Here is a 22,630-nt window from a genome sequence, read left to right as displayed (position 1 = left end):
AACGGTGATGAGAAGCGAGGATCAGGCCTCGGCGACCTCTTCGCCCTCGGTCTCCTCGCCCGTGCTCTCCTCGGCCTGCGCGGCCAGGACCTGCAGGACGACCGCGTCCTCCTCGACGGCCAGGGTCACGCCGCTCGGCAGCGTGATGTCCTTGGCGTGGATCGAGGCACCGGCCTCCAGACCCTCCACGGAAACCGTCACGGACTCCGGGATGTGCGTGGCCTCGGCCTCGACCGGCAGCGCGTTCAGGACGTGCTCCAGCAGGTTGCCACCCGGGGCCAGCTCGCCCTCGGTGTGCACCGGGATCTCCACCGTGACCTTCTCGCCACGCTTGACCAGCAGCAGGTCCACGTGCTCCAGGAAGCCCTTGATCGGGTCACGCTGCACGGACTTCGGGATCGCCAGCTCGTTGGTCTTGCCGTCGATGTCCAGGGAGATCAGGACGTTCGGCGTACGCAGCGCCAGCAGCAGCTCGTGGCCCGGCAGGGTCAGGTGCAGCGGGTCCGCACCGTGGCCGTACAGCACACCGGGAACCTTGTTGTCACGGCGGATACGACGGGCGGCACCCTTGCCGAACTCGCTGCGCGTCTCGGCGGTGAGCTTCACCTCGGACATGTTCACTCCTCGTAGGACATAGAGAACGGACGTGGTCACCCGGCCACGAACGGCCTGCTACGAAGAGCGCGTCGATAACGGACAGCCGTACATCCGCCGAAACGGAAACGGCCTCCCTCGCCGAGCAACTCGAGCAGTCTACTCGGAGAGGGAGGCCGCACCCAAAAGGATCTACGACGGGGAACGAAGGGGACGAAGGGGAACCCTTACTGCTCGTCGAACAGGCTCGTCACCGAACCGTCCTCGAACACCTCACGCACCGCACTCGCGATCGTCGGCGCGATCGACAACACCGTGATCTTGTCCAGTTCCCGGTTCAGCTCACCCGGCGTCGGCAGCGTGTTCGTGAACACGAACTCACTCACCCGCGAGTTCTTCAACCGGTCCGCGGCCGGACCCGACAGCACACCGTGCGTCGCCGTCACGATCACGTCCTCCGCACCGTGCGCGAACAACGCGTCCGCGGCGGCACAGATCGTCCCACCCGTGTCGATCATGTCGTCCACCAGGACACAGACCCGACCCTTGACCTCACCCACGACCTCGTGGACGGTCACCTGGTTCGCCACGTCCTTGTCACGCCGCTTGTGCACGATCGCCAGCGGCGCACCCAGCCGGTCGCACCAGCGGTCCGCCACCCGCACCCGGCCGGCGTCAGGGGAGACCACCGTCAGCTTGTCCCGGTCGACCTTGCCACCCACGTAGTCCGCCAGCAGCGGCAGCGCGAACAGATGGTCCACCGGCCCGTCGAAGAAACCCTGGATCTGGTCCGTGTGCAGATCCACCGTCAGGATGCGGTCCGCACCCGCCGTCTTCATCAGGTCCGCGATCAGACGCGCCGAGATCGGTTCACGACCACGGTGCTTCTTGTCCTGCCGCGCGTAACCGTAGAACGGCACGATGACGGTGATCGAACGGGCCGACGCACGCTTCAACGCGTCGATCATGATCAACTGCTCCATGATCCACTTGTTGATCGGAGCCGTGTGGCTCTGAATCAGGAAACAGTCCGCACCACGCGCCGACTCCTGATAACGCACATAGATCTCGCCATTGGCGAAGTCGAAGGCCTTCGTCGGAACAACCCCGACACCCAGCTGCTGGGCGACCTCCTCGGCAAGCTCGGGGTGGGCGCGGCCGGAGAAGAACATCAACTTCTTCTCGCCGGTCGTCTTGATCCCGGTCACAGCACTGTCTCCTCAGAGGTGTCTCAGCTGGTGGCGGCTGGTGGCATGCGAGTGTGCGCTTATCACGGTACGCCGTGTTCGACGCACCCGTTTCCGGTCAGTCCTCGCCCGAACCCTGCCCGGAGGCCGCCTCGGCCGCCTTCGCGGCCGCACTCCCCGGACGCTTACGAGCCACCCAACCCTCGATATTCCGTTGCTGACCACGGGCCACGGCCAGCGAACCGGGCGGCACGTCCTTCGTGATCACGGACCCGGCAGCGGTGTAAGCACCGTCCCCGACCGTGACAGGAGCCACAAACATGTTGTCCGAACCGGTACGGCAATGCGAGCCGACCGTGGTGTGGTGCTTCTCCCGGCCGTCGTAGTTCACGAAGACACTGGCCGCACCGATGTTGGAGTACTCACCGATCGTCGCGTCCCCCACGTACGACAGATGCGGGATCTTCGTCCCCTCACCGATCGACGCGTTCTTCGTCTCCACGTACGTACCGATCTTGCCCTTCTCACCGAGACGCGTACCAGGACGCAGATACGCGTACGGCCCCACACTCGCCCCGGCACCGACACGGGCACCGTTCGACACCGTGTTGTCGACCCGCGCCCCCGCGCCGACGTGGGTGTCCGTCAGCCGGCTGTTCGGACCGACCTCCGCACCCTCACCCAGATGCGTGGAACCGTGCAGCTGCGTACCCGGATGCACGACCGCGTCCTGCTCGAAGGTCACCGTCACATCCACCCACGTGGTGGCCGGGTCGATCACCGTCACACCGGCCAGCATCGCCCGCTCCAGCAGCCGGTCGTTGAGAATCCGACGCGCCTCCGCGAGCTGCACCCGGTTGTTGATCCCGGCGATCTCACGATGATCACCGGCGACCGACGCCCCCACCCGGTGGCCGGCCTCACGCAGAATCCCGAGCACATCCGTCAGGTACTCCTCACCCTGACTGTTGTCCGTCCGCACCTTCTTCAGCGCGTCGGCCAGGAGCTGCCCGTCGAACGCGAACACACCCGAGTTGATCTCCCGGATCTCCCGCTGCGCGTCGGTCGCGTCCTTGTGCTCGACGATCTCCGTGACGGCACCGGTGGCCTCGTCACGGACGATGCGCCCGTACCCGGTCGCGTCCGGGACCTCGGCGGTCAGCACGGTGACGGCGTTGCCGTCCTGCTGGTGCGTCCCGGCCAACTGCTGGAGCGTCCGACCGGTGAGCAGGGGAGTGTCCCCGCAGACCACGACCACGGTCCCGTCGACCCCGCTGCCCAGCTCCTCCAGGCCCATCCGCACGGCGTGCCCGGTCCCGTTCTGCTCCGCCTGCACCGCCGTGCGCACGGCCGGATCGACCTCACCGAGGTGCGCGGTGACCTGCTCACGGGCGTGACCCACGACGACGACCAGGTTCTCGGGGTCCAGCTCACGGGCCGCGGCCAGCACATGGCCCACGAGGGAACGTCCGCAGATCTCGTGCAGGACCTTCGGTGTGGCCGACTTCATACGGGTGCCCTCACCCGCTGCGAGAACGACGACGGCTGCCGGGCGAATGGCGCTCACGGGGTTGCCCTTCGGCTTTGACGGGTGGGGATGACATCCGCAGGATACCGGGGCGTTTCTGGGGGGACATGGGAGCGGGCCCTGACGGTGGTGTCAGGGCCCTACTTGTCATGCTCCCGGAGAAGGACTCGAACCCTCATTCAACGGACCAAAACCGTTTGTCCTACCTTTAGACGATCCGGGATGGTTTGCGCTCTATGTCCGATTTGATTGATCGGCCTCGCGCACGGACACCACTATGCCGTACCAAGAGCCCTCGATGCGACGGTACAACTCGGCACCCTTCAGGACTTTGATGACCAAGCAGCCTCGATAGGAATCGCCGACGTTCTTCCGGATGGTCTTCGGGTTGTGCTTCTTGATGGTCGTCTTGTTGAAGGCGGAGCGGTCTGCGCCAACAAGGTCGGCCCAGTACTGCTCGGCGGCCGCCACGTCTGCGTTTTCGTGGATCATCACCGTGTAGCGGAGGCGTGCGCGCTCTACCCCTAGGAGGTTGAGCCAAGCCAGGTAGACCTCGATCATGCCAGGGTCGCTGTTGACGAACGCGACGTTCTCCCGGCGGTCGTACGGCTTGTCCTTGCCGCCCTCGGCCCAGTACAGGCCGACACCCAAGAGGAACAGCTCGCGGTCGGTCAGCTTGCCGATTTCGGCGGCCGCGGCCGCCTTTGTTTGCCGGCGTTTCTCGTCTCGCACCGCGAGCTCATGCTCCCAGCGTTTGCGTGAGGCCAGCTTTGCTTGTTCCGCCGGGTCGCGTCGCTCCGGCTTCGGTAGATCCCGCACCCACAGCGACACCGAGCTCCTCGAGCAGCCCAGCTCCGCCTCGATCTGGTCGTACGTCCAGCCCTGGAGGCGCAGCTCCCGCGCCTTCGCGCGCATGTCGTCCTTGGCCCGTGGCCGCTTCGTCCACTCCGGCGGCGGCTCCCCCTTCACCAACTGGTTGAGGATGTCGTTGTTGAAGATCTTCAGCTCGTCCCGGATCTGCCGAAGGCTGCAGCCCGCCCGCCGCAAGGCGACCGCCCGTTCCCGCAGTCCCTCGAAGTCGGTGTACGTGCCTGCTGAATGTGCCATGGGCATACCGTCCGGCCGGAATGACCGGTTCCGGCCTCGAACGGACTTAGTTCAGCCGTTCGAGGGATACCGGACGGTTTCCCTGTGATTCGGCTACGGCGTGTGGTGTAGGCCAGTCCGCGAAACTCACCGGAAAAGCGGTACCTGGCGACCGTAGGCTGGGAGCCATGACCGTGACGGGGGAAGAGCACGCCGCGGGCCCGGCCGGCCCGTGGTGGTGGGACAGGCGGCGCAGTGCCGTGTTCGACGGGAGTCTGGCGCTGGCGTCGGCGCTGGAGTGCGGTGCGGAGGGGATCCCGTTCGCGAGGGACGCGGGGATCCCGTTGGCCGTCGGGATCGTGTTCGGGTTGCTCGCGGGTTCGGTGCTGCTGATCCGGCGCCGGTGGCCGATCGCCGTGGTGCTGGTGGCGATCGCGATCACGCCGGCGCAGATGGGCTTCCTGATGGGGATCGTGGGCCTGTACACGCTGGCCGCCTGTGAGCTGCCCCGCAGGATTCTGGTGGCTCTGGCCGGTATGTCCCTGGTGGGGACGATGATCGTGACGTTCGTGCGGGTGCGGCAGGACATGGCGCGGGGGACCCTGACCCTCGGGGACTGGTTCGTGCCGTTCGCGGCGGTCACGACGTCGCTGGGGCTGACCGCGCCTCCGATCCTGCTCGGCCTGTACGTGGGTGCGCGGCGTCGGCTGATGGAGAGCCTGCGGGAGCGGGCGGACAGTCTGGAGCGGGAGCTTCAGTTGCTGGCCGAGCGGGCCGAGGAGCGGGCGGAGTGGGCGCGGGGTGAGGAGCGGACGCGGATCGCGCGGGAGATGCACGACGTGGTGGCGCACCGGGTGAGTCTGATGGTGGTGCATGCCGCGGCGTTGCAGGCTGTGGCGCGGAAGGACCCGGAGAAGGCGGTGCGGAACGCGGCGCTGGTGGGGGACATGGGGCGGCAGGCGCTGACCGAGTTGCGGGAGATGCTCGGGGTGCTCAGGTCGGGGGACGGGCTGGTGCGGCGGGCTGCGCAGGCGCAGTTGGCCGCGATCGACGTGGTCGCGGTGAAGGAGGCTTCGCGGGTGGCGGAGGAGGAGGGGCCGTACCTGTCGGGGCTGGATGAGTTGGTGGGGCAGTCGGCGGCTGCGGGGATGGTGGTGGATCTGTCGGTCGAGGGGGATGCGCGGGGGTATGCGCCGGAGATCGAGCAGACGGCGTACCGGGTGGTGCAGGAGGCCCTGACGAACGTGCACAAGCATGCGGCGGGGGCGAAGACGTATGTGCGGTTGGCGCATCGGGTGTCGGAGATCGCGATGCAGGTGGAGAACGAGCCGCCGCCTGAGGTGGGGTCGGCGTCGGCGGTGGGGCTGCCGTCGGGTGGGAACGGTCTGGTGGGGATGCGGGAGCGGGTTGCGGCGTTGGGTGGGGTGTTCGTGTCGGGGCCGACGGATGCGGGGGGTTTCCGGGTGTCGGCGGTGATTCCGGCGGCGTGAGCCGGGGGTGTGGCCTGGTGTGCGGGGTCAGGGGGTGGTGAGGCGGGCCGGTTCGATGCCGGCGACGAGTGTGGTGAGGGCGTGGTCGATGTCGGGGCCGAGGTACCAGTCGCCGGTGTGGTCGAGGGCGTAGACGCGGCCTGTGGCGTCGATGGCGAGGAGGGAGTGGGTGTCGGTTTCCTCGCCGAGTGGGCAGACGTCGGTGTCGAGGGCGCGGCCGAGGTCGCCGAGGGTGCGGGCGAGGTGGAGGCCGTGCAGGGGGTCGAGGTGGAGGGTGGCGGGGGCGACCTGGCGGCCGGGGCCGGTGGGGGTGATGTGGAGGCCGCCGAATTCGGCCCAGGCTTCGACGGCGGCGGGGAAGACGGTGTGGCGGTGTCCGGCGGGTGAGGTGTGGTCGCGCAGGGTGTCGGCCCAGTATTCGGCTTGTTTTATGTCCCAGTGTCCGGGTTGCCAGCCGGCGGTGCGCAGGGCGGCGTCGACGGGGACGGGGAAACGCGTGGTGGAGGTGCGGTCGGCGTGCATCTGACCCTCGTTCGTCGTGCGGGTGTGGTGCGGGTGGTGCGGGGGAGGGGCCGGGGGTCAGCCGTCGGTGGCGTCGGTGTCGACGATGCGGACGCCGAAGTGGGCGCTGAGGGCGGTGCAGGCGCGGCAGGGGGTGGCGAAGCTGCCGTGGAGGGGGTCGCCGTCTTCGCGTATGCGGCGGGCGGTGAGTTTGGCTTGTTTGAGGGCTCTGCGTGCTTCGCCGTTGGTCATGGGTTTACGGGCGGCGCGTTTGCTTCGGGCGGCGTCGGCGGCGGTGATGTGGCGGGAGATGAGGATGGTCTCGGCGCAGCGTCCGGTGAAGCGGTCGCGTTGGGCGCTGGTGAGGGTGTCGAGGAAGTCCTGGACGAGGGGGTGGAGGGGTGGGGGTTGGTCGCTGCGGGCGGCGGTGCCGGTGAGGGTGGTGCCGCGTACGGAGAGTGCTGCGGCGATGGTGGGCAGGATGCCGTCGCGGCGGTGCAGAAGGGTGGGGGCGTGGGGTGTGGTGGTGCTGCTCCAGCCGATGCGGGGGTCGCCCGCTCGCACGTCTCCACCGCCTCCGGCCTGCATGGTGTTCATGGTCGTCATCCCCTCCCGGGTTTCCCCCGAAGGTCACAGACTGCCAAATCCTGGGGCGGGTGCGGAAGCTGGGGCGGTGCGACACGCCCGTGGTGGGGGCGAGTCGTCACGGTGGGGTGACGGCTGGTCACTGAAGTGGTGGGCCGGTGACCGGTGTCGGTGTACCGCTTAGGCTGTCGGCATCCGCGATCGATAAGCCGTACAGGCCTGAGAGAATGCCGCAGGGGGCTACCGCCATGACGACAGGTCGGCTCGGGCTGGGGGCACCGCCCAGCCGCCAGGCTGGGGGAGAGGCCGCGCCGCCGAACGCGGCCTATGCCGGGCAGGTGGTGCATTTCCCGGATCCGGTCCGGGCGGCACGTCATCCGAGGGGGGTGCGTGTCGATGACCGCGGGTACCCGGATTTCTCGCCCTATGCGCGTGCGGCGGCGGAGATCGCCGATCCGCCGGAGGGTTTCGGTGTGGATGAGCTGCGGTTGACGGACTATGTGTCGGCGAACGCGGCGTTGGCGGCGACGGGGCACGAGTTGTGGGACCTGGTGCCGGATGTGGCGACGCCGCACGGCTGGACGTGGCATCACGTGGTGGGTTCGCGGCGGTTGGAGCTGGTGCCGGTCGAGGTGAAGGCGCTGTTGCGGCATCACGGTGGGTTGGCGATGGCGCAGGTGGACCAGGGGAAGCGGGGGACGCGGCCGTTGCAGGAGACGCGTCCGGCGCATTTCGGGTTGCCGAAGTCGGGTGTGGCGGTGACGGAGCAGCAGGTGCAGGGGGTGGAGGAGGACCTGGGGTTCCGGTTGCCGGGTGCGTACCGGTCGTTCCTGAAGGCGGCGGGTGGGTGTGCGCCGGTGGGTACGGCGTTGGACGCCGAGTTGGGGTTGCTGGTGGATCAGCCGTTCTTCACGGTGCGGGACGAGGCCGCGGTGAACGATCTGGTGTATGTGAACAAGTGCCTGCGTGACCATCTGACGAAGGACTATCTCGGGGTGGCGTTCGTGCAGGGTGGTCTGCTGGCGGTGAAGGTGCGGGGCGAGCGGCCGGGGTCGGTGTGGTTCTGTTCGTACGACGATGTGCGGGATGTGGATCCGGGGTGGTCGCCGGCCGAGCGGGTGGAGCGGTTGCTGCTGCCGTGCGGTGATGACTTCGATGTCTTTCTGTCGCGGCTCGCGGGTAGTCCGCCGGAGCTGGAGACGGTGGCGAACCTGATGGTGGACGGCGGTTTCGCGCGTGCTGTTCCGGTCTCTTCCGTGGGGGAGTGAGTTCTGCGATGGTGACGTTCGCTCAGGCGCAGGAGCGCGCGGAGGAGTGGATCAACGGGGACGTGCCGGTGTACCAGCATCGTGAGGTGCGGGTGCGGGAGTTCGAGCTCGGCTTCGTGGTGTGGGGTGAGGATCGTGCGGAGGGGCCGCGGTCGGATGCGGGCGCGCAGCGGTTGGTGATCGCCCGGGACAGTGGTGAGGCGACGTTGTGGCCGGGGTTGCCGGTGGGTGAGGTGATCCGCCGGTACGAGGAGGAGTACGGCCGTGAGGACGTGGTGGCGGACGCGGTTCCGGCTCCTGCGGCGCGGGTGGATCTGAATCAGACGTCGTTCTTGCTGAGTCCGCCGGAGTGGTTGCAGGAGGCGGCGGACAAGCTGGGGGTTCCGGATCGTCGGCCGGAGCGTGGTGCGCTGCCCGAGACGCAGGCGGGGATGCCGGTGTCCGGGGGTTCGGGGGAGGTTCCGTCCGGTGCGGTGCCGGCCGGTGCGGTGCCGTCGGCCGCGGTGCCGGCCGGGGCTACGCCTTGGGCGGGTACGGACACGAACGCTGATGCGGGTGAGGATCGTTCGGTGCCGTTGCCCGACACGGTGTTCGCGCCGCCGGTGAGTGAGCCGGGTGGGGGTTCGGCGACGCCGCCGGATGCCAGGACGGCGTTGCTGACGGGCGGGAGTGGGTTGCCGCCGACGGCGGTGGCGCCCGCGGTGGACGGGCCTGCGGTGGACGGGTCGGGGGCGTCGGTTGCGCCGCCGGTTCCGCCGGTGCCGGGGGGTGTGCAGGGGGTGCCTGTGCCTCCCCCGCCGGGGGGCCCGCGGGGCAGTGTGCCGCCGCCGGGTGCGCCGCGGTACGGGTATCCGCAGGGGAGTACGCCTCCGCCTCCGCCGCCGGGGGGTGCCCCGGGGTACGGCTATCCGCCGCCGGGGGGTGCTCCTGGTGTGCCTCAGCCTCCGGCCGGTGGTCCTGGTGGTCCTGGTGGTCCCGCTGGTCCCGGTGGGCCGGGGCGGCCGTTGGCGCCGAACGCCGGGGACATCGCGGACGCCGCGACGAGCAAGGCCGCGCCTCCGCCGCGCCGGGCGCGCGGCGGGGTGGGTGCGCCGCCGCCTCCGCCGGGTGCGCCGGGGGTTCCGGGCATGCCGCCGCCCCCGCCGGGTGCGCCCGGGGCGCCGGGAGCGTCGGGTGCGCCGGCGGGCGGGTATGCGCCGACGCAGATGGTGTCGGGGCTGGGGCCGGAAGGGCCCGCGGGGCCGAAGCCGCCGGGCGACGTCCCGCGGCCGCCGGGCGGTATGCCTCCCGGTGCGGACCACGCGGCCACGGTGCTGGCGGATCCCGGTCGGATGGGCGGAGGTGTTCCGCAGTCTCCGGCGGGCCCGCCCGGTCCCGGTGCGCCGGGTGCCCCGGGTGCGCCGGGTGCGCCGGGTGCGCCGGGTGCCCCGGGTGCTTCGGCGGGCGGGCGTGGCGGTGCCGTGCATCATGCGGAGACGGTGCTGGCCGGGCCTCCGGTGACGGGCCCCGGCGCGCCGCCTCCGCCGCGGCCCGCGCCCGGAGTGCCGGGTGCGCCGCAGCCGATGCCGCCGGGTGCGATGCCTCCGCCGGGTGCGATGCCTCCTCCCGGTGGGATGCCCCCGGCCGGTGCGATGCCTCCCCCCGGTGCCATGCCTCCGCCGGGTGCGATGCCTCCTCCCGGTGCGATGCCCCCGCCGGGGCAGCCTGCGTCGTACGGCTATCCGCAGCAGGGTCAGCCGATGGTCGGCCCGGGTTATCAGGCCGTGCTGCGCTACCGCGCGCAGGACGGTTCCGAGCAGCAGCTGATCCGGCGTTCGGCGCCGGGCACGCCGCACCCGGAGTGGCAGATCTTCCATGAGCTGCGTGCGATGAACGTCCCGCCGGACCAGGTGCTGGAGCTGCACACGGAGCTGGAGTCGTGTGAGCTGCCGGGTGCGTACTGTGCCCGGATGATCCGGGAGCAGTGGCCGCAGGCGAGGATCGCGAGCATCGCGCCGTACGGTACGGATCACGCGAGCCGGCAGCAGGGGATGCGGCAGTTGCTGGCGCACCAGGGCGAGTTGCACCAGGTGGCGGACGGTCCCGCGCGGCCGGCGCCGGTGCGGGCGCCGCTGCCGCCGGTGCAGTCCGCGCCGCCGATTCCGCCGGAAGCGGTCGCCCAGGAGCTGGCGGCGGCGTTCGGGCCGGGGGTGTTCCGGTTCGACCAGCAGGCGGTGTCGCGTCAGGGTGTGCCGCCGATCGTGGCGCACACCCTGGTGGTGGCGGGGTTGCCGGTGGACATGGGCCCGTTCTTCTGGGCACAGGCGCAGCCGGGCCGTCCGGTGCCGACGCTGGCGGAGCTGGCGGCCGAGCGCGGGGTGCAGCCGGCGCCGGACGCGGGGTCGTACCTGGTCATGGGTACGGACTTCGGGAAGGCGGTCTGTGTGCAGTACGGGACGGCGAACATCGTCGCCGTGCCGGTGGAGGCGGGGCCGGGCGGTGGGCCCGTGCCGCCGCAGTTCGTGAACACGGGTCTGCCGGAGTTCACGCGCTGTCTGGCGCTGCTGGGCCGGATGTGGCGGCTGCGGTTCGGGCTGAATCCGGAGCAGGCGGGCCGCTGGACGGTCGATTTCCAGGCGCAGTTGGCCTCGCTGGATCCGGCGGCGCTGGGTTCGCCGGAGAGCTGGTGGTCGGTGTTGCTCGAGCAGATGTGGGACGGGCTGCTGTAGCGCGGCTGGTGGAGTCGGTGGGGCCGGACCCGGGTGACCGGGGCCGGCCCTTTCGCATGTGCGGGAACCTGGCCGCGACATGTCTGCGGAGTGTCGTGTTGTGAACGTTTACGTCCGATGCATCAAAATATGCCCGAAATCATCATTTCGTGTGTGTCTGACGGAGAGGGGTTCACAGGATGCGCAGCGCACCGGTGTCGCCGCACGGCTTCGTCGCCGTCCGGGGACGGGGCTACCGGCCCGGCCAGGTCGACGCGTTCACCGAGGCGCTCGCGCGGGACCGGGACGCCGCCTGGGAGCGGGCCGCCCGGCTCACCGTGCTCGCCAAGGACATGGCGGGGGAGGTGGCCCGGTTGCGCGAGGCGGTCGCGCGGCTCGCGCCGCAGACGTACGAGGCGCTCGGAGAGGGCGCGCGGCGTCTCTTCCAGCTCGGGGTGGAAGAGGCGCAGACGGTACGGGAGTCGGCGCGGGCCGCGGCACGGGAGGAGGTCTCGGAGGCGCAGGCGTACGCCGAGAACCTGCGCCGGGCGGCCGCGGACTACGCGGACACGCTCCGCACGGACGTCGAGGAACGTGCCCGCCAGCGGCTCCTCGCGGCGAGCGCCGAGGCCGACGAGATCCGGGTCGGCACGCGGCGCGCGGTGAAGGAGGGGCGCGGTGAGGCCCTGGCCGCGCTGCGGGAGATGCGGCAGCGGACCTCGGGGATGCTGACCGAGCAGACCCGGGAGCACGAGGCGCGGTGGGCGGCGCTGGAGCGGGAGGAGGCCGAGCGGTCGGCCGCGCTCGACACGCTGCACGCCGAGCGGATGGTGCGCGCACAGGCCGCGGTGGCGGAGGCGGAGCGGCAGCTGGAGGAGGCTCGGGCGGCGGTGGGCCCGTGTCTGGAGGAGGCGCACGCGCGTGCCGCGGAGATCCTCGCCGAGGCCCAGGTGCGCGAGGACGCGATCGCCCGGGAGACGGAGCGGGTGCTGCGCGAGCACGGGGAGACGTGGGACGACATGCAGGCACAGATGGACGACGTGCGCGGCAGCCTCACGACGTGGACGGGTCGGGCGGTGGAGTAGGCGCCCCGGCCGGCCCCGGCGCGCGGGCGGGCGACCGGAGTCGGACACCCGGGGCCGGATGTCGCCGGATCGGACCACGGCACCTTCGCCGACGCGCCCCTGCTCGGGGAACCGCTCGGTGCCGCCGCTCCGGACGTGCTCTGCTCGGCGCGCTCGGAAGAAGGCGGCCACGTACGCGCGCGAAGCGACCACGCGCGCGTACGTGGCCGCCTTCTTCGGCCCGCGCCTGACGGGCGTCCGGCGGCGCCTTCTCGACGGCCGTCGCCGCGGCATCCGGAGGTCTCCGTCCGGCTGCCGTGACCGGCCCAGGATCCCTTGCCCCCTGCACCCGTCTGCCGGCTGCGGCTTGTCCCTTGCCCCTCACGCGGCGGCAGGGTGCAGGCTGGCGGGGCCGTGGGTGGAGAGCTACCCCGAGGCCCGCTCCACCCCGGGGTGGACCGCCCCTAGGGGTTCCTCCGTACAACGGCTGGGGGAGGGTTCGTCCCGCCGGAGGAGGAGAAGGCACCGGCCCGGTACTTAACCTGGCTTTACGCCGTCGGGGGGCGGCCGGCCGAACCGGCACCGGTGGGGTTAACCCCCCTGGAAGACGGGGCTTCGCACCAGCGCGCGACGGCCCCGTCGGCCGGGAGACTCATCGGCGTACCCAGAACGACGCACCGGTTCACCGGGGCGCATCCACAGACTTGCCGACCGACATAGGAGACATACCGTGACTTCGGCTGTGACCATTCCCAGGCACGGGGGCACTGGAGGGCGAACGGCCGTTGCCGCGCGGGCGCGGCAGGTCGTGAAGGCGTACGGGTCGGGGGAGACCCGCGTCGTCGCCCTGGACCACGTCGACGTGGACATCGCCCGCGGCCAGTTCACCGCGATCATGGGTCCGTCGGGGTCCGGCAAGTCCACGCTGATGCACTGCCTCGCCGGGCTCGACACGGTGACGAGCGGTCAGATCTACCTGGACGAGACGGAGATCACCGGGCTGAAGGACAAGAAGCTCACGCAGCTGCGCCGGGACCGGATCGGGTTCATATTCCAGGCGTTCAACCTGCTGCCGACGCTGAACGCGCTCGAGAACATCACGCTGCCCATGGACATAGCCGGCCGCAAGCCCGACCGGGCGTGGCTGGACCGGGTGGTGGAGACCGTCGGCCTCGCCGGGCGGCTCAAGCACCGGCCCACCCAGCTCTCCGGCGGCCAGCAGCAGCGCGTCGCCGTGGCCCGCGCCCTGGCCGCCCGCCCCGAGATCATCTTCGGGGACGAACCGACCGGAAACCTCGACTCCCGGGCCGGCGCCGAAGTCCTCGGCTTCCTGCGCACGTCGGTGGACGAGCTCGGCCAGACCATCGTGATGGTCACCCACGACCCGGTGGCCGCCTCCTACGCGGACCGGGTGCTGTACCTCGCCGACGGCCGGATAGTCGACGAGATGCACCAGCCGACGGCCGATCAGGTCCTGGACCGCATGAAGGACTTCGACGCCCGGGGGCGTACGTCATGACCGTCCTGAAGACCTCGATGCGCAACTTCTTCGCGCACAAGGGCCGCATGGCGCTGTCGGCGATCGCGGTGCTGCTGTCGGTGGCGTTCGTGTGCGGGACGCTGGTGTTCACCGACACGATGAACACCACCTTCGACAAGCTGTTCCAGGCCACCTCCTCCGACGTCCAGATCAGCGCCAAGGGCGCCTCGGACACCGGTGAGACGACCTCCGACAACGGCAAGCCGCCGGTGATGCCGGCCTCGGTGCTGGACGAGGTCCGCCGCGCTCAGGGCGTCGAGGCCGCGGAGGGGACGGTGTTCTCCACCAAGGTCACCGTCGTGGACGCCGACAAGGACAAGCTCTCGCCCAGCAGCGGCGCCCCGACCATCGTCGGCAGCTGGAACGGCAACGACGCCCGCACCATGAAGATCACCTCGGGTACGGCACCCAAGGGCTCCGGCCAGATCATGGTCGACGCGGACACCGCCGGCAAGCACCACCTGAAGCTCGGTGACGAGATCGGTGTGATCACCGCGGTCGGCACGCACACCGCGCGCATCTCCGGCATCGCCACCTTCACCGTCACCAACCCCGGCGCGGCGATCTTCTACCTCGACACCCGCACCGCGCAGCGGACGCTCGTCGGCGAGACCGGCGTCTACACCAACGTCAACGTCACGGCCGCCAAGGGCGTGACCGACGCCCGGCTGAAGAAGAACGTGGCGGCCGAACTCGGCGGCGGCTACAAGGTGCAGACCGCCAAGGAGGTCGCCGACGCCAACCAGAAGGAAGTCGCGAGTTCGCTGAACGTCATGCGGTACGCGATGCTCGGCTTCGCCGGGATCGCCTTCCTCGTCGGCATCTTCCTGATCATCAACACCTTCTCCATGCTGGTCGCCCAGCGCACCCGGGAGATCGGCCTGATGCGGGCCATCGGCTCCTCCCGCAAGCAGGTCAACCGCTCGGTGCTGGTCGAGGCACTGCTCCTGGGCGTGGTCGGGTCCGTGCTCGGCGTCGGCGCGGGCGTCGGCATCGCGGTCGGCCTGATGAAGCTCATGGGCAAGATCGGCATGCACCTGTCCACCGACGATCTGACGGTCGCCTGGACCACCCCGGTGATCGGTCTGCTCCTCGGCGTCGTGGTCACCGTCCTGTCCGCCTACCTGCCCGCTCGGCGGGCCGGCAAGGTCTCCCCGATGGCCGCGCTGCGCGACGCCGGCACCCCGGCCGACGGCAGGGCCGGCTGGATACGGGCCCTGATCGGTGCCGTCCTGACCGGTGCCGGCGGACTGAGCCTGTTCGTCGCCGCCAACGCCGACAAGGCCAAGGCCGGCTCCTCGTGGCTGGGCCTGGGCATCGTGCTGACCCTGGTCGGCTTCGTCGTCATCGGCCCGCTGCTGGCCGGCGGCCTGGTGCGCGTTCTCGGCGCCGTACTGCTGCGGATCTTCGGCCCCGTGGGGCGGATGGCCGAGCGCAACGCGCTGCGCAACCCGCGCCGCACCGGCGCCACCGGCGCGGCCCTGATGATCGGCCTCGCACTGGTCGCCTGCCTGTCGGTGGTCGGTTCCTCCATGGTGGCCTCGGCCACGGACCAGCTCGACAAGACGGTCGGTACGGACTTCATCATCATGGGCGACAACGGGGCCACGGTCGTCCCGCAGGCGGTGAAGGCCGTGAAGGCGACGCCGGGCCTCGCGCGGGTCACCGAGTACAGGACGACCAAGGCCGACTACACCACCCCTGACGGCAAGACGCTCAAGGGCACCGACATCACGGCGGCCGACCCGACGTACGCGTCCGACCTGCGCAAGAAGACCATCGCGGGCAACCTCAAGGACGCCTACCTGCCCGACTCGATGTCCGTCCACGAGAAGTTCGCCAAGGCCCACGGCATCCACATCGGCTCGAAGATCACCGTCGCCTTCGAGCATGGCTCCACCGCCCGTCTGACGGTCCGCGCGATCACCAGCAGCGACGAGGTGATCGACCAGGGCGCCAAGTACACCTCCATCGCCACCCTCGCCAAGTACGTGCCCGCCAAGGAGATGCCGCTCGACCAGCTGGTCTTCGCCAGCGCCAAGGACGGGCAGCAGGCCACCGCGTACAAGGCGCTGAAGTCGGCCCTGCACGGCTACCCGCAGTACACCGTGCGCGACCAGACCGACTACAAGAAGGCGCTGAAGGACCAGATCGGCCAGCTGCTGAACATGATCTACGGCCTGCTGGCGCTGGCGATCATCGTGGCGGTGCTGGGCGTGGTGAACACCCTGGCCCTGTCGGTGGTGGAGCGCACCCGGGAGATCGGCCTCATGCGGGCCATCGGCCTCTCCCGCCGCCAGCTGCGCCGCATGATCCGTCTGGAGTCGGTGGTCATCGCCCTCTTCGGCGCCCTGCTCGGCCTGGGCCTCGGCCTGGGCTGGGGAGCCACCGCCCAGAAGCTGCTCGCCCTGGCGGGCCTGAACGTCCTCGACATCCCCTGGCCCACCATCATCGCCGTCTTCGCCGGCTCGGCCTTCGTGGGCCTGTTCGCGGCGCTGGTCCCGGCGTTCCGGGCGGGCCGGATGAACGTACTGAACGCGATCGCGACCGACTAGCCATCCCGACGGGGGTCACGGGGGAGGCCCGGCGCCGAGAAGTCACGGGGGACTTCTCGGCGCCGGGCCGTTGTCATGCGCGCAGGACGGGGACGTCGTACTTGGGGATCCAGGTGTCGCGAGTGATGAGGGTGAGGTCTTCGAGCTGTGCCTGGGCGATGAGTATGCGGTCGAAGGGGTCGCGGTGGTGCCACGGCAGCCGACCGGTGCGGACACCGTGGTCAGCGGTGACCGGGAGGCTCTTGAACTGCAGGTCGCGTGCACGCTCCGCCAGCTCAGGAGGGCCAGGAAGCTTGCCCAGTGACTGCTTGAGGGCGATCTCCCATGGCGTCACCGCACTGACGTAGACCTCGGGCTCCGTACGAAGCAGCTCCCGGAGCTCATCGGACAACTCCGGTGATGCGTCCATCCACCAGAGCACGGCGTGGGTGTCGAGCAGATACTTCATCGACTGGTCACCGCATTCCGAACGTGTCTGCGATGTCGTCGGGCAGTTCGTCGAAGTCCTCCGGGATGTGGACCTGGCCCCGGAGGGCTCCATAGTCGGTCCGGTTGACCGTGGGCCGCAGTGGTACGACCTTGGCTACCGGCTGCCCGGCCCGGCTGATGATGACTTCTTCTCCGGTCTCCACCAGTTGCAGTATCCGGGAGAAGTTGGTCTTGGCCTCGTGGACGTTGTACTGCCGCTGTGCGTGCTGCGTGCTCATGAAGCCTCCCGGGTCGGTGGACTAGGTATGGGCTAGCCTCTGGTTCACCGTAGCCCGCCCTCCCTCGTCCGGGCCACCGCGTTCACTCCGCCGGGTGACAAGCCTCTGGCGTCGTACTCTGGGAACCCCCGGCCCGCCACGCGTGTCGGGCCCGTCGTGTTGCCCACCCCGGACGAAAGCCGCCCCCGAATGAGCCTGCACGGTCTGCTCGACGCCGTAGTCAAGGACCCCGCCCTCGCCGAAGCGATCAAGGCGGCGGCCGACGGCAACCGCATGCACGTCGACCTGGTCGGCCCCCCGGCGGCCCGCCCCTTCGCGGTCGCCGCCCTGGCCCGCGAGGCCTCCCGCCCGGTGCTGGCGGTCACGGCGACCGGACGGGAGGCCGAGGACCTGGCCGCCGCCCTGCGCTCGCTGCTGCCCGCCGAGGGCGTCGTGGAGTACCCCTCCTGGGAGACGCTTCCCCATGAGCGGCTCAGCCCGCGCAGCGACACCGTCGGCCGCCGCCTCGCCGTCCTGCGCCGCCTGGCCCATCCCCGTCCCGACGACCCCGAGACCGGACCGGTCTCCGTCGTCGTCGCGCCCGTACGGTCCGTGCTCCAGCCGCAGGTCAAGGGTCTCGGCGACCTCGAGCCGGTGTCCCTGCGGACCGGGCAGACCGCCGACCTGAACGCGATCGTCGAAGCCCTCGCGGCCGCCGCGTACGCGCGCGTGGAGCTGGTCGAGAAGCGCGGCGAGTTCGCCGTGCGCGGCGGCATCCTCGACGTGTTCCCGCCCACCGAGGAACACCCCCTGCGCATCGAGTTCTGGGGCGACGACGTCGAGGAGATCCGCTACTTCAAGGTCGCCGACCAGCGCTCCCTGGAGGTCGCCGAGCACGGCCTGTGGGCCCCGCCCTGCCGCGAACTGCTGCTGACGGAAGACGTCCGGGCACGCGCGCGTGCCCTCGCCGAACAGCACCCGGAGCTCGGCGAGCTGCTCGGCAAGATCGCCGAGGGCATCGCGGTCGAGGGCATGGAGTCCCTCGCTCCCGTCCTCGTCGACGACATGGAGCTGCTGCTCGACGTGCTGCCCAAGGGCGCCATGGCCGTCGTGTGCGACCCGGAGCGGGTACGCACGCGTGCCGCCGACCTCGTCGCGACCTCCCAGGAGTTCCTGCAGGCCTCCTGGGCGGCCACCGCGATGTCCAGCGCGGACGAAGTCCGCTCCGGCAAGGGTGGTGGTGGGCGACGGGCGGGCGGCGAGGCGCCCATCGACGTGGGCGCGGCCTCCCTGTGGTCCATCGCGGACGTCCGCGACCGCGCCCGCGAGCTGGACATGATGTGGTGGTCGGTCTCGCCGTTCGCCGCCGACGAGACCCTGGACGAGGGCACCCTCAAGCTCGGCATGCACGCGCCCGAGACCTACCGCGGCGACACCGCCAAGGCTCTCGCCGACACCAAGGGCTGGCTCGCCGACGGCTGGCGCACCGTCTTCGTCACCGAGGGCCACGGCCCGGCCGCCCGTACGGCCGAGGTGCTCGGCGGCGAGGGCATCGCCGCCCGTCTGGACGCCGACCTCGGCGCGCTGAGCCCCTCCCTCGTGCACGTCTCCTGCGGCTCCATCGACTACGGCTTCGTCGACCCGGCGCTCAAGCTCGCCGTACTGACGGAGACCGACCTCTCCGGGCAGAAGGCGGCCGGCCGGGACGGCGCCCGCATGCCCGCCCGCCGCCGCAAGACCATCGACCCGCTCACCCTGGAGGCCGGCGACTACATCGTCCACGAGCAGCACGGCGTCGGCCGCTACATCGAGATGGTGCAGCGCACCGTCCAGGGCGCCACCCGGGAGTACCTGGTCGTCGAGTACGCGCCCGCCAAACGCGGCCAGCCCGGGGACCGCCTCTACATCCCCACCGACCAGCTGGAGCAGATCACCAAGTACGTCGGCGGCGAGGCTCCCACCCTGCACCGGCTCGGCGGCGCCGACTGGACGAAGACGAAGGCCCGCGCGAAGAAGGCGGTCAAGGAGATCGCCGCCGACCTGATCAAGCTGTACAGCGCGCGCATGGCCGCCCCCGGGCACGCCTTCGGCGCGGACAGCCCCTGGCAGCGCGAACTCGAGGACGCCTTCCCCTACGCCGAGACCCCCGACCAGCTCACCACCATCGCCGAGGTCAAGGAGGACATGGAGAAGTCGGTCCCCATGGACCGGCTGATCTGCGGCGACGTCGGCTACGGCAAGACGGAGATCGCCGTCCGCGCCGCCTTCAAGGCCGTCCAGGACGGCAAACAGGTCGCGGTGCTGGTGCCGACCACCCTGCTGGTGCAGCAGCACTTCGGGACGTTCTCCGAGCGCTACAGCCAGTTCCCGGTCAGCGTGAAGGCGCTCAGCCGCTTCCAGACGGACACCGAGGCCAAGGCCGTCCTGGAGGGCCTGCGCGAGGGTTCGGTGGACGTCGTCATCGGCACCCACCGGCTGTTCTCCTCCGAGACCAAGTTCAAGGACCTCGGCCTGGTCATCGTCGACGAGGAACAGCGCTTCGGCGTCGAGCACAAGGAGCAGCTGAAGAAGCTGCGGGCCAACGTGGACGTGCTGACCATGTCGGCCACGCCCATCCCGCGCACCCTGGAGATGGCGGTCACCGGCATCCGCGAGATGTCGACCATCACCACCCCGCCGGAGGAGCGGCACCCGGTGCTCACCTTCGTCGGCCCGTACGAGGAGAAGCAGATCGGCGCGGCCGTCCGCCGCGAGCTGCTGCGCGAGGGACAGGTCTTCTACATCCACAACCGGGTCGAGTCCATCGACCGCGCCGCCGCCAGACTCCGGGACATCGTCCCCGAGGCGCGCATCGCCACCGCGCACGGCCAGATGTCGGAGTCGGCACTGGAGCAGGTCGTCGTCGACTTCTGGGAGAAGAAGTTCGACGTGCTCGTCTCCACCACCATCGTCGAGTCCGGCATCGACATCTCCAACGCCAACACCCTGATCGTCGAACGGGGCGACACCTTCGGCCTGTCCCAGCTGCACCAGCTGCGCGGCCGGGTCGGCCGCGGACGCGAGCGGGGGTACGCGTACTTCCTCTACCCGCCGGAGAAGCCGCTCACGGAGACCGCGCACGAGCGTCTGGCCACCATCGCCCAGCACACCGAGATGGGCGCGGGCATGTATGTGGCCATGAAGGACCTGGAGATCCGCGGCGCCGGAAACCTCCTCGGCGGCGAGCAGTCGGGGCACATCGCCGGCGTCGGCTTCGACCTGTACGTCCGCATGGTCGGCGAGGCCGTCGCGGACTACCGGCGCCAGCTGGAGACCGGCGAGATCGAGGAGGAGCCGCCGCTCGAGGTGAAGATCGAGCTGCCCGTCGACGCGCACGTCCCGCACGACTACGCGCCCGGCGAGCGGCTGCGCCTGCAGGCCTACCGGGCCATCGCCTCCGCCAACTCCGAGGAGGACATCAAGGCGGTACGGGAGGAACTCACCGACCGGTACGGCAAGCTGCCCGAGCCGGTGGAGAACCTCCTGCTGGTGGCGGGGCTGCGCATGCTCGCGCGCGCGTGCGGGGTCGGTGAGATCGTGCTGCAGGGCACCAACATCCGCTTCGCCCCCGTGGAGTTGCGGGAGTCGCAGGAACTGCGGGTCAAGCGGCTGTACCCGGGGACGGTCATCAAGCCGGCCGTCCACCAGCTGCTGGTGCCGCGGCCCAAGACCGCGAAGGTGGGCGGGAAGCCGCTGGTCGGACGGGAGTTGCTGGGGTGGGTCGGGGAGTTCCTGGCCTCCGTTCTGGGGTCCTGAGCAGGATTACGCGTGCGGATCGGTGAACTGGCGGCGGCGACCGGGGCGACGCCCCGCGCCCTGCGGCACTAGGGGCAGGCGGGAACTGCTGGACGCGGGGCTCACCTGGACGACGTGCGGGTGCCGGTGCCGGCTCCGGTGACCAGGGCGGTGCGGGGGATGCGGTGCGGTGCGCTCGATTCGCCCATGCCGGGAATCCTCGGCCCCTGACGCCAGGGGCAGGGTCAAGCCCGGTCGGCTCAGGCAAGGTTGGAGGAAAACGGGGTACGAGGTTCACCGGGTCAGGACTGCTCACGCGCTCCACGCGCCTGTCGTTCTGCCCCCGGGCGCTCTCCGTTCCCCACCGGCCGGCCGCTACGGTGGACCAGGAACGGTCCGCCCGTGCGGCGGCGGCACAGGGCGGGCAGGAGGAGGCGCACGTGATGCGTCCGAGGGGCGGGACGGTCAAGGGGCATGCCACCGAGGCCGGTTGCACGGGTCGCGGTGCCGGAGGCCGGAGGATCCTCCGGGCGTCCGTCGCGGTGCTGGCCACCGGGGTCATGCTCGCCGGCTGCAAGGACCTCACCACACCCGCGGACGGCGGGCCCTCGGGTTCCGCCGTCCCGACCGGCGGGAACGGCCGGGCGGTGAGTCCACTGGACAATCCGGACGGAACGAAGCCGGGGCTGGCGGTGATCACCTCCGCCGCGGGCAAGGAGAAGGCACGGTCGCTGATCGAGAAGGTGGCGACCAAGGGACGCGGTCCCAAGACGGGCTACGAGCGGGACAAGTTCGGCTACGCCTGGATGGACTCCGCCCCGGGTGGCATCCCCTTCGCGCACAACGGGTGCGACACCCGCAACGACCTCTTGAAGCGCGACGGGGAGCAGGTCCGCTACCGGGCGGGCTCGAACTGCGTCGTCACCTCCATGACGCTGCACGACCCGTACACGGGCAGGACCATCGAGTGGACCAAGTCCCACGCCACCACGGTCCAGATAGACCACGTCATGCCCCTGTCGTACGACTGGCAGATGGGCGCCTCCCGCTGGACGAAGGACAAGCGGGAGGACATAGCCAACGACCCGCTCAACCTGATCCCGGTGGACGGCCCGTCCAACGGTGCGAAGAGCGACTCGGGTCCGGCGACCTGGCTGCCGCCGGACCGGACGATCCGCTGCGCGTACTCCGTGCGCTTCGCCCAGGTCTCGCTGAAGTACGGACTTCCCGTGACGACCGCCGACAAGCGGATGATGCTGGCCCAGTGCGGCCGGTGAGCCGACCGGGCGCGGAAAACCCGGTTCTCGCCCGGCGGTCATCTCTCCTACGGTGACCGCGTGGAAGTGAAGGTGTCGAGTCTCGCCGACCGCCCCGAGATGCTCGGTGCGATCCTCGGCATGCCCGACAGCTGGGCGGAGTTCACCACCCAGGACGCGGTGGGCGACGCGCACTACCCGCGGATTCCCGTCGAACTCCCGGAGTACGTGCTGTTCGCCGAGGACGAGGGCGGTGAGGTCGTCGCGCACGCCTACAGCGTGCCCTTCGCCCTCCACACCGACGGCCGCCGTGAACTGCCCGCCCGCGGCTGGGACGAGGTGCTCGTCTGGGCCTTCTCCGACCTGCGCCGCGCCGTGCGGCCCGACACGGTGAGCGCGATCTCCATCGTGGTCGCCCCGCACGCCCAGGGCCTCGGCCTGTCGGGGCGGATGCTGGCGGCGATGCGGGACAGCGCCCGCGCGAAGGGCTTCACCGAGGTCGTCGCCCCGGTCCGCCCCAGCGCCAAGCACCTGGAACCGCACACGCCCATGGCCGAGTACGCCCACCGGGTGCGCGAGGACGGGCTGCCGTACGACCCGTGGCTGCGGGTGCACGCCCGGGCCGGCGCGACCGTCGACTCCGTCGCCCCGGCTTCCATGACCGTCTCCGGCTCGCTGGAGCAGTGGCGCCGCTGGACGGGGCTGCCCTTCGACGGCCAGGGCGACGTCGAGGTGCCCGGCGCGCTGGTGCCGGTGCGCTGTGAACCGGGGCGTGGGTACGCCGTGTACGTCGAGCCCAACGTATGGATGCGCCACCGGCTGTGAGCAG

General features: G+C 70.6%; 17 protein-coding genes and 1 tRNA gene. 9 read left to right on the top strand and 9 right to left on the bottom strand.

What is annotated here, in order from left to right; all coding sequences use genetic code 11:
- Positions 1-21: 21 nt before the first annotated feature.
- The 5 genes from ACWC21_RS21245 to ACWC21_RS21225 form a co-directional block, all read right to left on the bottom strand.
- Positions 22-615 carry a 50S ribosomal protein L25/general stress protein Ctc gene (locus ACWC21_RS21245; protein ID WP_450884013.1) on the bottom strand — a complete coding sequence of 198 codons (594 nt, stop codon included), beginning with the start codon at positions 613-615 and terminating at the stop codon, positions 22-24.
- A gap of 206 nt (positions 616-821) precedes the next feature.
- On the bottom strand, positions 822-1,802 hold the full coding sequence (locus ACWC21_RS21240; protein WP_450884011.1) for a ribose-phosphate diphosphokinase: 981 nt from the start codon (positions 1,800-1,802) through the stop codon (positions 822-824).
- A 97-nt stretch (positions 1,803-1,899) separates the two neighbouring features.
- A complete protein-coding gene (gene glmU, locus ACWC21_RS21235) occupies positions 1,900-3,348 on the bottom strand; it encodes a bifunctional UDP-N-acetylglucosamine diphosphorylase/glucosamine-1-phosphate N-acetyltransferase GlmU (RefSeq protein ID WP_450884009.1) in 1,449 nt (482 codons plus the stop codon).
- Positions 3,349-3,461: 113 nt separating this feature from the next.
- Positions 3,462-3,532: transfer RNA gene (locus ACWC21_RS21230), tRNA-Gln, on the bottom strand.
- 11 nt (positions 3,533-3,543) lie between these two features.
- Positions 3,544-4,416, bottom strand: coding sequence for a helix-turn-helix domain-containing protein (locus ACWC21_RS21225; protein WP_450884007.1), 873 nt, complete (start codon positions 4,414-4,416; stop codon positions 3,544-3,546).
- A 167-nt stretch (positions 4,417-4,583) separates the two neighbouring features.
- Here ACWC21_RS21225 and ACWC21_RS21220 point away from each other — a divergent pair, with 167 nt between their 5' ends.
- A complete protein-coding gene (locus ACWC21_RS21220; protein WP_450884005.1) occupies positions 4,584-5,885 on the top strand; it encodes a sensor histidine kinase in 1,302 nt (433 codons plus the stop codon).
- 27 nt (positions 5,886-5,912) lie between these two features.
- Here the strand turns inward: ACWC21_RS21220 and ACWC21_RS21215 are convergent, their stop codons facing one another.
- Entirely contained in the window at positions 5,913-6,407 is a 495-nt protein-coding gene (locus tag ACWC21_RS21215; protein WP_450884003.1) for an SUKH-3 domain-containing protein, read from the bottom strand.
- A gap of 57 nt (positions 6,408-6,464) precedes the next feature.
- Positions 6,465-6,992, bottom strand: coding sequence for a YwqJ-related putative deaminase (locus ACWC21_RS21210; RefSeq protein ID WP_450884001.1), 528 nt, complete (start codon positions 6,990-6,992; stop codon positions 6,465-6,467).
- A gap of 227 nt (positions 6,993-7,219) precedes the next feature.
- Between ACWC21_RS21210 and ACWC21_RS21205 the strand changes: the two genes are divergently transcribed.
- The 5 genes from ACWC21_RS21205 to ACWC21_RS21185 all read left to right on the top strand — a co-directional run bounded on the left by ACWC21_RS21205 (position 7,220) and on the right by ACWC21_RS21185 (position 16,085).
- Positions 7,220-8,239: an SMI1/KNR4 family protein gene (locus tag ACWC21_RS21205; protein WP_450883999.1), complete on the top strand. Its 1,020-nt coding sequence runs from the start codon at positions 7,220-7,222 to the stop codon at positions 8,237-8,239.
- Positions 8,240-8,247: 8 nt separating this feature from the next.
- Complete coding sequence (locus tag ACWC21_RS21200) at positions 8,248-10,947, top strand: SUKH-4 family immunity protein (RefSeq protein ID WP_450883997.1); 2,700 nt, start codon at positions 8,248-8,250, stop codon at positions 10,945-10,947.
- 179 nt (positions 10,948-11,126) lie between these two features.
- Positions 11,127-12,011, top strand: coding sequence for a cellulose-binding protein (locus ACWC21_RS21195; protein WP_450883995.1), 885 nt, complete (start codon positions 11,127-11,129; stop codon positions 12,009-12,011).
- A gap of 709 nt (positions 12,012-12,720) precedes the next feature.
- A complete protein-coding gene (locus tag ACWC21_RS21190) occupies positions 12,721-13,509 on the top strand; it encodes an ABC transporter ATP-binding protein (protein ID WP_450883993.1) in 789 nt (262 codons plus the stop codon).
- A complete protein-coding gene (locus ACWC21_RS21185; RefSeq protein WP_450883991.1) occupies positions 13,506-16,085 on the top strand; it encodes an ABC transporter permease in 2,580 nt (859 codons plus the stop codon). The genes ACWC21_RS21190 and ACWC21_RS21185 overlap by 4 nt, the downstream gene beginning before the upstream one ends.
- A 73-nt stretch (positions 16,086-16,158) precedes the next feature.
- Here ACWC21_RS21185 and ACWC21_RS21180 read toward each other — a convergent pair whose 3' ends face one another.
- Both ACWC21_RS21180 and ACWC21_RS21175 read right to left on the bottom strand, forming a co-directional pair.
- Entirely contained in the window at positions 16,159-16,533 is a 375-nt protein-coding gene (locus tag ACWC21_RS21180) for a type II toxin-antitoxin system VapC family toxin (protein ID WP_450883989.1), read from the bottom strand.
- A 7-nt stretch (positions 16,534-16,540) separates the two neighbouring features.
- Positions 16,541-16,792 carry a type II toxin-antitoxin system Phd/YefM family antitoxin gene (locus tag ACWC21_RS21175; RefSeq protein WP_450883987.1) on the bottom strand — a complete coding sequence of 84 codons (252 nt, stop codon included), beginning with the start codon at positions 16,790-16,792 and terminating at the stop codon, positions 16,541-16,543.
- Between the two features lie 189 nt (positions 16,793-16,981).
- Between ACWC21_RS21175 and mfd the strand changes: the two genes are divergently transcribed.
- The 3 genes from mfd (at position 16,982) to ACWC21_RS21160 (ending at position 22,626) form a co-directional block, all read left to right on the top strand.
- Positions 16,982-20,566 carry a transcription-repair coupling factor gene (gene mfd / locus ACWC21_RS21170; RefSeq protein WP_450883985.1) on the top strand — a complete coding sequence of 1,195 codons (3,585 nt, stop codon included), beginning with the start codon at positions 16,982-16,984 and terminating at the stop codon, positions 20,564-20,566.
- A 539-nt stretch (positions 20,567-21,105) separates the two neighbouring features.
- Entirely contained in the window at positions 21,106-21,822 is a 717-nt protein-coding gene (locus ACWC21_RS21165) for an HNH endonuclease family protein (RefSeq protein ID WP_450884085.1), read from the top strand.
- A gap of 60 nt (positions 21,823-21,882) precedes the next feature.
- Entirely contained in the window at positions 21,883-22,626 is a 744-nt protein-coding gene (locus tag ACWC21_RS21160) for an N-acetyltransferase (RefSeq protein WP_450883983.1), read from the top strand.
- Positions 22,627-22,630 lie beyond the last annotated feature (4 nt).

Source organism: Streptomyces sp. NPDC001348 (genome assembly GCF_053597535.1).
Note: the sequence above shows the minus strand (reverse complement) of the source record. Positions and strands in the feature narration are given on the sequence as shown.

Bases quoted from the DNA above. Each gene is read 5' to 3' on its own strand.
- ACWC21_RS21200 (WP_450883997.1), top strand. From the start codon at position 8,248: ATGGTGACGTTCGCTCAGGCGCAGGAGCGCGCGGAGGAGTGGATCAAC.
- ACWC21_RS21175 (WP_450883987.1), bottom strand. From the start codon at position 16,792: ATGAGCACGCAGCACGCACAGCGGCAGTACAACGTCCACGAGGCCAAG.
- ACWC21_RS21180 (WP_450883989.1), bottom strand. From the start codon at position 16,533: ATGAAGTATCTGCTCGACACCCACGCCGTGCTCTGGTGGATGGACGCA.
- ACWC21_RS21245 (WP_450884013.1), bottom strand. From the start codon at position 615: ATGTCCGAGGTGAAGCTCACCGCCGAGACGCGCAGCGAGTTCGGCAAG.
- ACWC21_RS21185 (WP_450883991.1), top strand. From the start codon at position 13,506: ATGACCGTCCTGAAGACCTCGATGCGCAACTTCTTCGCGCACAAGGGC.
- ACWC21_RS21210 (WP_450884001.1), bottom strand. From the start codon at position 6,992: ATGACGACCATGAACACCATGCAGGCCGGAGGCGGTGGAGACGTGCGA.
- ACWC21_RS21205 (WP_450883999.1), top strand. From the start codon at position 7,220: ATGACGACAGGTCGGCTCGGGCTGGGGGCACCGCCCAGCCGCCAGGCT.
- ACWC21_RS21220 (WP_450884005.1), top strand. From the start codon at position 4,584: ATGACCGTGACGGGGGAAGAGCACGCCGCGGGCCCGGCCGGCCCGTGG.
- ACWC21_RS21215 (WP_450884003.1), bottom strand. From the start codon at position 6,407: ATGCACGCCGACCGCACCTCCACCACGCGTTTCCCCGTCCCCGTCGAC.
- ACWC21_RS21225 (WP_450884007.1), bottom strand. From the start codon at position 4,416: ATGGCACATTCAGCAGGCACGTACACCGACTTCGAGGGACTGCGGGAA.
- mfd (WP_450883985.1), top strand. From the start codon at position 16,982: ATGAGCCTGCACGGTCTGCTCGACGCCGTAGTCAAGGACCCCGCCCTC.
- ACWC21_RS21195 (WP_450883995.1), top strand. From the start codon at position 11,127: ATGCGCAGCGCACCGGTGTCGCCGCACGGCTTCGTCGCCGTCCGGGGA.
- ACWC21_RS21165 (WP_450884085.1), top strand. From the start codon at position 21,106: ATGCTCGCCGGCTGCAAGGACCTCACCACACCCGCGGACGGCGGGCCC.